General features: G+C 28.8%; 7 protein-coding genes and 3 rRNA genes. All 10 read left to right on the plus strand.

Features of this window, described 5'->3' with window-relative positions; all coding sequences use genetic code 11:
- Positions 1-79 (plus strand): 23S ribosomal RNA (locus ABHC41_RS14365); the annotation flags it as partial.
- A 138-nt stretch (positions 80-217) separates the two neighbouring features.
- Positions 218-334: ribosomal RNA gene (gene rrf, locus ABHC41_RS14370) — 5S ribosomal RNA — on the plus strand.
- Between the two features lie 217 nt (positions 335-551).
- The gene (locus ABHC41_RS14375; RefSeq protein ID WP_271894451.1) at positions 552-2,810 is read left to right on the plus strand and encodes a glycogen/starch/alpha-glucan phosphorylase; all 2,259 of its coding nucleotides are present in this window, start codon (positions 552-554) and stop codon (positions 2,808-2,810) included.
- A gap of 187 nt (positions 2,811-2,997) precedes the next feature.
- On the plus strand, positions 2,998-4,344 hold the full coding sequence (locus ABHC41_RS14380) for an ABC transporter substrate-binding protein (RefSeq protein WP_271894453.1): 1,347 nt from the start codon (positions 2,998-3,000) through the stop codon (positions 4,342-4,344).
- 184 nt (positions 4,345-4,528) lie between these two features.
- Positions 4,529-5,374 (plus strand): sugar ABC transporter permease, encoded by an 846-nt coding sequence (locus tag ABHC41_RS14385; protein ID WP_092923315.1) that lies wholly within the window; start codon positions 4,529-4,531, stop codon positions 5,372-5,374.
- Positions 5,374-6,228, plus strand: a complete 855-nt coding sequence (locus ABHC41_RS14390) for a carbohydrate ABC transporter permease (RefSeq protein WP_092923317.1) — start codon at positions 5,374-5,376, stop codon at positions 6,226-6,228. Before ABHC41_RS14385 ends, ABHC41_RS14390 begins: the two co-directional genes overlap by 1 nt.
- A 24-nt stretch (positions 6,229-6,252) precedes the next feature.
- Positions 6,253-7,734: a 4-alpha-glucanotransferase gene (malQ, locus tag ABHC41_RS14395; RefSeq protein WP_271894457.1), complete on the plus strand. Its 1,482-nt coding sequence runs from the start codon at positions 6,253-6,255 to the stop codon at positions 7,732-7,734.
- Positions 7,735-7,798: 64 nt separating this feature from the next.
- Positions 7,799-8,833, plus strand: a complete 1,035-nt coding sequence (locus tag ABHC41_RS14400; RefSeq protein WP_195238863.1) for a LacI family DNA-binding transcriptional regulator — start codon at positions 7,799-7,801, stop codon at positions 8,831-8,833.
- A gap of 57 nt (positions 8,834-8,890) precedes the next feature.
- On the plus strand, positions 8,891-9,517 hold the full coding sequence (locus ABHC41_RS14405) for a YesL family protein (RefSeq protein WP_195238865.1): 627 nt from the start codon (positions 8,891-8,893) through the stop codon (positions 9,515-9,517).
- A gap of 536 nt (positions 9,518-10,053) precedes the next feature.
- Positions 10,054-10,381, plus strand: a 16S ribosomal RNA gene (locus tag ABHC41_RS14410); the annotation flags it as partial.

Here is a 10,381-nt window from a genome sequence, read left to right on the forward strand (position 1 = left end):
TACCTGGTTGATAGGTCGAAGGTGTAAGTGCAGTAATGTATTTAGCTTATCGATACTAATAGGTCGAGGACTTGACCAAAATAAACCTAAAGGTTTATATCGCCAACCAAATCATTATTAAAATTTTAATAAGGAAGATTTCGGTTGCTAAGAATAAAATGATTAACTCTAGATGATATACAGTTTTCAGAGTATTAACTCTAAAAGATAAAGATTATGTGGTTATTATAGCAAAGAGGATACACCTGTTCCCATACCGAACACAGAAGTTAAGCTCTTTAGCGCTGATGGTACTTGGAGGGCGACCTCCTGGGAGAGTAAGACGTAGCCACGTAATCTTTTTTTGCGTTCAAAAATTTAAAAATTTTAAGTATTTAATATTGGAATAAATTTATAAAAAAAATGCAAATTAAAAAAATATGTTGTGAAAAAAAGTTTAATAAACTACAATTACCTTAAGAGTAAAAATTTTAGCAATTTTGGAAACGATTCCGATAACGTTTCCAAAATTGCTAAATAAAATATTTAGTCAATAAAAAGGGGGATTGTAGGTGAATTTATCAGAAAGCCTAAAATTAAAAACTAATAAAGACATATCTGATTGTTCAAATGAGGAAATTTATTTTGCATTACTAGAATTAGTTCAAGAGCTTAGCGAGAAAAAAGTAATCAAAAATCAAGGCAAAAAGAAATTATATTATATATCAGCAGAATTCTTGATAGGAAAATTATTATCTAGTAATTTGATAAATTTAGGTATATATGATCAAGTAAAAGAAATCTTATTAAAGCATGGAAAAAATATATCTGAGATAGAAGAGATAGAGCCTGAGCCATCTTTAGGAAATGGTGGTCTTGGTAGATTATCAGCATGTTTTCTAGATTCTATAGCAACTTTGGGGATTCCAGGAGATGGTATTGGTTTAAATTATCATTTTGGTTTATTTAAACAAGTATTCAATAATAACTTACAAACAGAAGAAAAAAATGAATGGATTGATAAGGTCGGGTGGTTGAATAAAACCAGTACGACTTATGATATTAATTTTGGGGAATTTACTTTAAAATCTATACTTTATGATATTAATGTTACAGGATATAATAATCAAACTAATAAACTTCATTTATTTGATATAGAAACGATTGATGAAAGCATAGTAAAAGGTGGTATAGATTTTGATAAAGATAATATCGAAAAGAATCTTACTTTATTCTTATATCCTGATGATAGTGATGAAGAAGGTCGTCTTCTTCGAATTTATCAACAATACTTCATGGTAAGTAATGGTGCTAGATATATATTAGATGAGTGTATGGCAAAAGGAAGCAACTTACATGACTTAGATGAATATGCAGTAATACAGATAAACGATACTCATCCAACTTTGATTATACCAGAACTTATACGTTTATTAGTTGAAAGAGGAATAGAATTAGATGAGTCTATAAAAATTGTAACTAAAACATGTGCATATACTAACCACACAATTTTAGCTGAAGCTTTAGAAAAATGGCCTATTAAATATTTAGAAAAGGTTGTTCCACAACTTATACCTATAATAAATGAGTTAGATGATAGAGTTAGAGAAATTTATGAAGATGAGTCTGTGTACATTATAGATAAAAATGATAATGTAAATATGGCTCATATAGATATACACTATAGTTTTAGCGTAAATGGAGTAGCGTCACTTCATACTAATATATTAAAAAATAATGAATTAAATAATTTTTATAAAATTTATCCTGAAAAGTTTAATAATAAAACGAATGGAATAACATTTAGAAGATGGCTTATTCATTGTAATCCACTATTAACAGAGTTTATAGAAGAATTGATAGGGGATGAATTTAAAGCTGAGGCAGAAAAATTGCAAGACTTGATAAAATATATAAATGATGAAAAAGTACTTCAAAAGTTATTAGATATAAAACATTCTAATAAAGTTGAATTAAAAAATTATCTTAAAAAGACTCAAAATATAGATATAGATGAAAATTCTATTTTTGATATACAAATAAAAAGGTTACATGAATATAAAAGGCAACAAATGAATGCATTATATGTAATTTATAAGTATTTGCAAATTAAACAAGGGAATACACCAAAAACTCCTATTACAGTTATATTTGGAGCAAAAGCTGCCCCAGCATATACTATTGCAAAAGATATAATACATTTAATATTATGTTTACAAGAACTTGTAAATAATAATGAAGAAGTTAGTAAATATTTAAAAGTTGTAATGGTTGAAAATTATAATGTTACTATTGCAGAAAAACTAATACCGGCATGCGATATATCAGAACAGATTTCATTAGCTTCAAAGGAAGCAAGTGGAACTGGTAATATGAAATTTATGCTAAATGGAGCATTAACGCTAGGTACAGAAGATGGAGCTAATGTAGAAATACATGAACTTGTTGGAGATGATAATATATTTATCTTTGGGGAGAAGAGTGATAATGTAATTAAACACTATGAACATGGAGGTTATGACCCTCTTGATATTTATATAAAGGATAAAAATATAAAAGAAATAGTAGATTTTATTGTTAGTGAAGAGTTAATGAACATTGGATGTGAAGAAAATCTTATTAGGCTATATAAAGAAATAATAAGGAAAGATTGGTTTATGGCTTTATTAGATTTTAATGAGTATTGCAAAAAGAAAGAGGAAGTCTTTAAAGAATATGAAAATAGAAATAAGTGGGCAAAAAGAATGCTAGTTAATATAAGTAAAGCAGGTTATTTTTCTTCAGATAGAACTATAAATCAATATAATAAAGATATTTGGAAGTTACAGTAGAAAAGTCAATTATAAAACGGCATATGATCACAATAAAGGACAAAGTATAAAAGAATAATTTCTTGATTTTGAGAATTGTAGATGATAATATTTAAGTAAAGGGGCAGGAAAACGATATTAGCAACGTTTTCGGAAACGTTACCAGTAAGGCTTCAAAGGGATGCAAATTAAAAAAGGGGGATTTACTATGATTAAATTAAAAAAGTTTGTAACAATTGCTTTATCTGCAGTTTTAACAACAGCAGCACTAACAGGATGTTCTTCATCCTCTGATGATAGTGCAGCTAAGGAAGATGGTAAGGGGTCAGTATATTACCTAAACTTCAAGCCAGAATCAGAATCACAATGGAAGAAAATTGCTGAGGATTATGAAAAAGAAACTGGTGTAAAAGTAAAAGTAGTTACAGCTGCAAGTGGAACTTATGAACAAACATTAAAGTCAGAAATAGCTAAAAAAGATGCTCCTACATTATTCCAAATAAATGGTCCAGTAGGATATGAATCATGGAAAGAGTATTGTGCTGATTTAAAAGATACAAATCTTTATAGTAAATTATTAAATCAAGATATGGCTATAAAAGATGGGGATGGAGTGTACGGTATACCTTATGTTGAGGAAGGGTATGGTATAATATACAACCAAGAAATAATGGATAAATACTTTGCATTAGATGGTGCAAAAGCTAAATCAATAGATGAAATAAATAATTTTACAAAATTAAAAGAAGTTTCAGAAGATATGCAATCTAAAAAAGATCAATTAGGAATAGATGGAGTATTTGCTTCTACATCACTAACTCCTGGTGAAGATTGGAGATGGCAGACTCATTTAGCAAATCTTCCTGTTTATTATGAATATAAAGATAAGGGAGTATCTAACTTAGACAAAATAGATTTTACTTATTCAGATAACTTTAAAAATATATTTGACCTATACATAAATAACTCAACTTGTGAACCTACATTATTAGGTAGCAAGACAGTTTCAGACTCAATGGCTGAATTTGCACTTGGAAAAGCTGCAATGGTTCAAAATGGTAACTGGGGATGGAGTCAAATAGCAGAAGTTGAAGGAAATACTGTTAAAGCAGAAAATGTTAAATTTATGCCGATATATACAGGTATTGAAGGCGAAGAAAAACAAGGACTTTGTATAGGAACAGAAAATTTCTTCTCTATAAATAGTAAAGCTTCAGAAGCAGATCAAAAAGCATCAATTGAGTTTGTTGAATGGTTATTCACTTCTGATACAGGTAAAAATCATGTAACAAATGAATTAGGTTTCATAGCTCCATTTAATACTTTCAAAGATTCAGAAACACCTCAAGATCCATTAGCTAAAGAAGTTTTAAGATATTTAGGAAATAAAGATTTATACAATGTAGACTGGAACTTTACTTCTTTCCCTAGCCAAACATTTAAAGATGATTTTGGTGCAGCATTACTTGAGTATTGTAATGGAAATATGAAGTGGGAAGATGTTAAGAAATTAGTAGTTGAAGAATGGGCAAGTGAAAAAGAAGCATCTAAATAAATTTTGAATTAATTTGATTTGTAAGTGAAAGGGCTTAGCCATAGATAACAGTATAATATCGTTAATATAATTTAGGATAAATCCTATTTATTTGATGAGAGAAATGCTTGTTTATGGTTTAAGCTTTTTCTTTAAACTAATTTGTTATAAGAAGTTTAAAATTATTAATATTAGGGGGAACATTATGCAAAAAGCACTAAAAAAATACTTTCCGATATTCCTAATTCCAACTCTGATTGCATTTTCTATTGCATTTATAATTCCTTTTATAACAGGTTTATATTTATCTTTTTGTGAGTTTATTACAATAAGTGATGCAACATTTGTGGGAATAGAAAACTATAAAAAGGCTTTTTCAGCAGGTCAAGGGTTTGTTGAGGCTTTTGGATTTACTACGATATTTACAATTATATCTATTATAACAGTTAACATACTTGCATTTACCCTTGCTTATTTTTTAACAAAAAAGATAAGAGGGACAAACTTTTTCAGAACTGTATTTTTCATGCCAAACTTAATAGGTGGGATAGTTCTTGGGTATACTTGGCAGTCTATGATAAATTCATTTTTAGCTAATTATGGAACGACTCTTGTTGCTAATCAAAAGTATGGCTTTATAGGATTAATTATACTTATGAATTGGCAAATGATAGGGTATATGATGATTATTTATATAGCTGGGCTTCAAAGTGTGCCTAATGAATTAATAGAGTCAGCAAAAATTGATGGAGCAACAAAATGGCAGACACTAAAAAATGTAACTATACCAATGGTAATGCCATCTATTACAATTTGTACTTTTTTAACTTTATCAAATAGCTTTAAGTTATTTGACCAAAACTTAGCATTAACTAATGGAGCCCCAATGCATAAAACAGAAATGCTAGCTCTTAATATAGTTAATACATTCTATGGAAGAAATAATTATGAGGGTGTTGGTCAAGCTAAGGCAGTTATATTCTTTGTTATAGTAGCGGTAATAGCTCTTTCTCAATTATACTTCACTAGAAAGAAGGAGGTTGAACAGTAATGCAAAACACAATGGCTAGAAAAAAGAATGTAGGAGACAATATAGTATTTATCATACTTTGTGCATTAGTAGTAGTATTTTTAGCACCGATTATATTTATAGTTGTAAATTCATTTAAGGGAAAATTCTTTATAAGTGACAATCCTTTTTCCTTACCTACGGCAGAAACATTTGTAGGTATCACAAATTATATTAATGGTTTACAGAAAACAGGGTTTTTAAGTGCTATTGGATGGTCATTTTTTATTACAATAATGTCAGTAGTAGTAATTTTACTTTTTACTTCTATGACAGCATATTACATTACAAGAGTAAAGAGTAAATTTACAAGTGTGTTGTATTACTTATTTGTATTTTCTATGATAGTACCTTTTCAGATGGTAATGTTCCCGATGGTAAAGTTAGCTGATACTTTACACCTAGCAAATCCGTTAGGTATGGTAGCGTTATATTTAGGATTTGGATCAGGATTATCGATATTTATGTTTAGTGGTTTTATAAAATCAATTCCACTAGAAATAGAAGAAGCTGCTATGATAGATGGATGTAATCCTTTACAAACTTATTTTTACATAGTGCTTCCTATTTTAAAACCAACTGCAATCACTGTTGCCATACTAAATGCTATGTGGATATGGAATGACTACTTACTACCTTATTTAGTTATAGGTTTATCTACAAAATACAAAACTATACCAGTAGTAATTCAAATGTTAGTAGGTTCTAATGGAAATAGAGATATGGGTGCGATGATGGCTATGTTAGTATTAGCAATCATTCCTATTATAATTTTCTATTTAATATGTCAAAAGCACATAATAGAAGGAGTAGTTGCTGGTGCTGTTAAAGGATAATATAAGGGGTAGAGGAGAGAGATTATGAGAAGAAGTGGAATGTTGCTACCTATTTCAAGTTTACCCTCAAAATATGGAATAGGTAGTTTTTCAAAAGAAGCTTATGATTTTGTAGATATATTAGAAAAAGCAGGTCAGAGTCTATGGCAAATACTGCCTCTAGGACCTACAGGGTATGGTGATTCTCCTTACCAATCATTCTCAACTTTTGCAGGAAACCCATACTTTATAGATTTAGATGAATTGGTTAAAGAAGGGCTTTTATCTGAAGAAGAATGTAATAGTTATGACTGGGGAAGTAACAATGAATATATAGATTATGAAAAAATATATTTATCAAGATTTAAAATTTTAAAAAAGGCTTATGAAAGAAGTAACATAAGTAAAAATAAAATATTTAAAGCATACTGTGAAAAGAATAAGTGGTGGTTACACGATTATGCGTTATATATGTCGATAAAAGATTATTTTGGTTCAAAGTCGTGGATAGAGTGGGATGATGATATTAGATCAAGAAAAGAAGAAGCTATATTGAAATATGAAGAAAAGTTAAAAGATGATATTGTGTTTTATAAGTATCAACAATACTTATTCACTAAACAATGGAGCAAGCTTAAAGCTTATGCAAATAAAAGAGGAATATCCATAATAGGAGATATCCCTATATATGTAGCTTTAGATAGTTCTGATACATGGGCTAATCCAGAGTTGTTTCAATTAGATAAGGATTGTATTCCTACAGCTGTAGCAGGTTGTCCTCCAGATAGTTTTTCAAAAACAGGTCAATTATGGGGAAATCCACTGTATTATTGGGAATATCATAAATATACAGATTATGAGTGGTGGATTAAAAGAATAGAGTATTCTTTTAAATTATATGATGTTGTAAGGATAGATCATTTTAGAGGTTTTGATGAGTATTATGCTATACCATATGGAGAAAAAACTGCTATAAATGGATCTTGGGAAAAAGGTCCAGGTTTAGATTTATTTAAATATATAAAAGGAAAATTAGGAGATGTAGAAATAATAGCAGAAGATCTAGGGTTTTTAACAGAAAGTGTAAAACAACTTTTGAAAGATACAGGATACCCGGGTATGAAAATTCTACAGTTTGCTTTTGATTCAAGGGAAGAAAGTGATTATTTACCTCATAATTATGAAAAAAATTGTATAGTATATACAGGGACTCATGATAATAGTACAATTAGAGATTGGTATAAAGAAATTAGTCCGCAAGACAAAAGAATGTGTGTTAATTACATGAACAATAAATATACTAGGGAAAGTATAATACACTGGGATTTTATATGTTTAGCTATGAGAAGCGTGGCTAATACTTGTATAATACCTGTACAAGATTATTTAGGATTAGGTAATGAAGCTAGAATAAATGTACCATCTACATTAGGTGATAACTGGAAATGGAGAATGAAACCAAATTGTTTCTCTAACAACTTAATAAAAAAAATAAGGATGTTAACAAAGGTATATGGAAGAAAATAATTTTGAAATATATTATTTGATGTGCTAATGCATTAAAATATTAAATTGAAAGGAAGCCGTTGATATGAAGGCAATCACAATTAAAGATATAGCAAAAAAATGTGGCGTAGGGGTAAGTACGGTATCAAGGGCTATTAATAATCATCCAGATATAAATGAAGAAACTAGACGAATGATTATGGAAGTAATAAAAGAAAGTAACTTTATTCCTAATAATAGTGCCAGAAATTTAAAACTTTCAGATACGAAAACTATAGGAGTATTAATAAAAGGTATAGATAACCCATTTTTTCAAAATATGATAAAAGTATTTGAAGAAGAAATACAAAATAGAAAATACACATTTATATTGCATAGAGTAGATTCTAGTCAAGATGAGGTTGAGGTAGCTTTAGAGCTTATAAAAGAAAAAAGGTTAAAAGGAATAGTATTTTTAGGTGGATCTTTTTCACACCAAGAGGATAAGTTACAAGAAATAAAAATACCATTTGTACTAAGCACGATAGCTATAACAGATAATGTAGATAAGAATTTATATTCATCGGTATCAGTTGATGATGTATATGAAAGTAAAAAGATAGTAGATTTTTTATGCGATAATGGACATAAAAAAATTGCAATTCTAGCATCATATAGTACAGATATGAGTATAAGTAATTTGCGTTTAGAAGGATATAGAAAGTCTTTAAGAAGTAGGAATATCACGATAAATGAAAATTTAATTAGATATACTTGGGATAGCCCTAATTCATATAGTATGGAGAATGGATATAACCTAACTAAAGAGCTTATAAACTCCAAAGAAGAATTTACTGCGATTTATGCAATTTCTGATAGCATGGCCATTGGAGCATGTAAAGCTATACTAGAGTGTGGAAAAAGGATACCAGAAGATTACTCTGTTGTAGGATTTGATGGATTAGATATTACATACTATTATAATCCATCTATAACAACAATACGTCAACCTATTGAAGAAATGGCAAAGGAAACCACTAAGATATTATTTGACTTAATTAATAAGAAAAGTAAAAATCAACACAAAATCTTTGAAGGAAAACTGCTTGTAAGACAATCAACTTCTAAATTAGATAAATAAATTTGGAAAATAAGAATAATTTTAAGTAATGATTACAACTAATAGAAAGGATTTTTTATGGATAATTTATTTAGATATGATGGCAAGTTTTGGGAAACGCTAGATACGATAACAGATATAGTAGTGTTAAATTTTTTATTCATAGTTTTTAGTATACCAGTTATAACAATAGGAGCATCTTTAACAGCGACATATTCTGTAGCTTTAAAAAAGGTTAAAGGTGAAGATGTACATGTTACTAAAGAATTTATAAAAAGATTTAAAGAGAATTTTAAAATTAGCACTGTAGTATGGATATTAATGATAGTAGTTGGAAGTGTATTATTACTAGATTTTTACATATCTAATTTAATATCTGATAAAACTTTGGGGGTAATGTTAAAGCTTATATCTACGATAGTAGGAATAATATTTTTATTTAACTTTACATATGTATTTCCTATTATATCTAAATTTAATAACACTATAAAAAATACTATAGTAAATTCTATTCTTATATCAATACAAAACCTACCTTATACAATAATAATGTTGACTATGAATTTATTATGTATAATATTGATGTTTTCATTAGTTGATTATTTTGGATATATATTATTTTTTTATATGGTAATTGGATTTGGGATTACTTCATATATTAACTCTATATTTTTAAATAAAATATTTTACAAATATATAAATTAAAAAAGTATAAATATATTTATTTAATAATAAGTAATATAATAGCATAGATTAATCTATGCTTTTTTTATGTAATTGGATAAGGCGTTATGACATGGCGCTTTGCTGATACATTACTTAATTAAAGTAAATTTTTTATTGTTTATTATGACTTAGATAAAATTTAAAAAAGTTAATAAATTAGTTGATAATGTGGATAAAAAATGGATTGAAAGAGTTTTACTTAATTTAATACTGTTAGTAATGTTAATAAAATCCTATACAAATAAATTTTTAAAAATATATTACAAAAAAATTAAAAAAATATGTTGACTAATAATTAGAAAGGTGATAAAGTATTACTTGTCCAAGAGATACGGACGAAAAATAAAACGAAAGAAAATCTTGACTAAAGGTTAATAACCTGGTAAGATAAGTAAGCCGAGAAAATGAACTTTGAAAATTAAACAGTAGGTTAATTTATATAACTGATTCTTAAAGAATCGAAAACAAACCAAGCCAGATATTCAGATAATGATAGTCTGAGCAGGTAACAACTTTTATTTGAGAGTTTGATCCTGGCTCAGGATGAACGCTGGCGGCGTGCCTAACACATGCAAGTCGAGCGATTTACTTCGGTAAAGAGCGGCGGACGGGTGAGTAACGCGTGGGTAACCTGCCCTGTACACACGGATAACATACCGAAAGGTATGCTAATACGAGATAACATGTTTTTATCGCATGGTAAAAATATCAAAGCTTTTGCGGTACAGGATGGACCCGCGTCTGATTAGCTAGTTGGTAAGGTAACGGCTTACCAAGGCGACGATCAGTAGCCGACCTGAGAGGGTGATCGGCCACATTGGAACTGAGACACGGTCCAAACTC

The sequence above is a fragment of the Romboutsia sp. 1001216sp1 genome (assembly GCF_039841805.1).
Taxonomy (GTDB): Bacteria; Bacillota; Clostridia; order Peptostreptococcales; family Peptostreptococcaceae; genus Romboutsia_C; species Romboutsia_C hominis.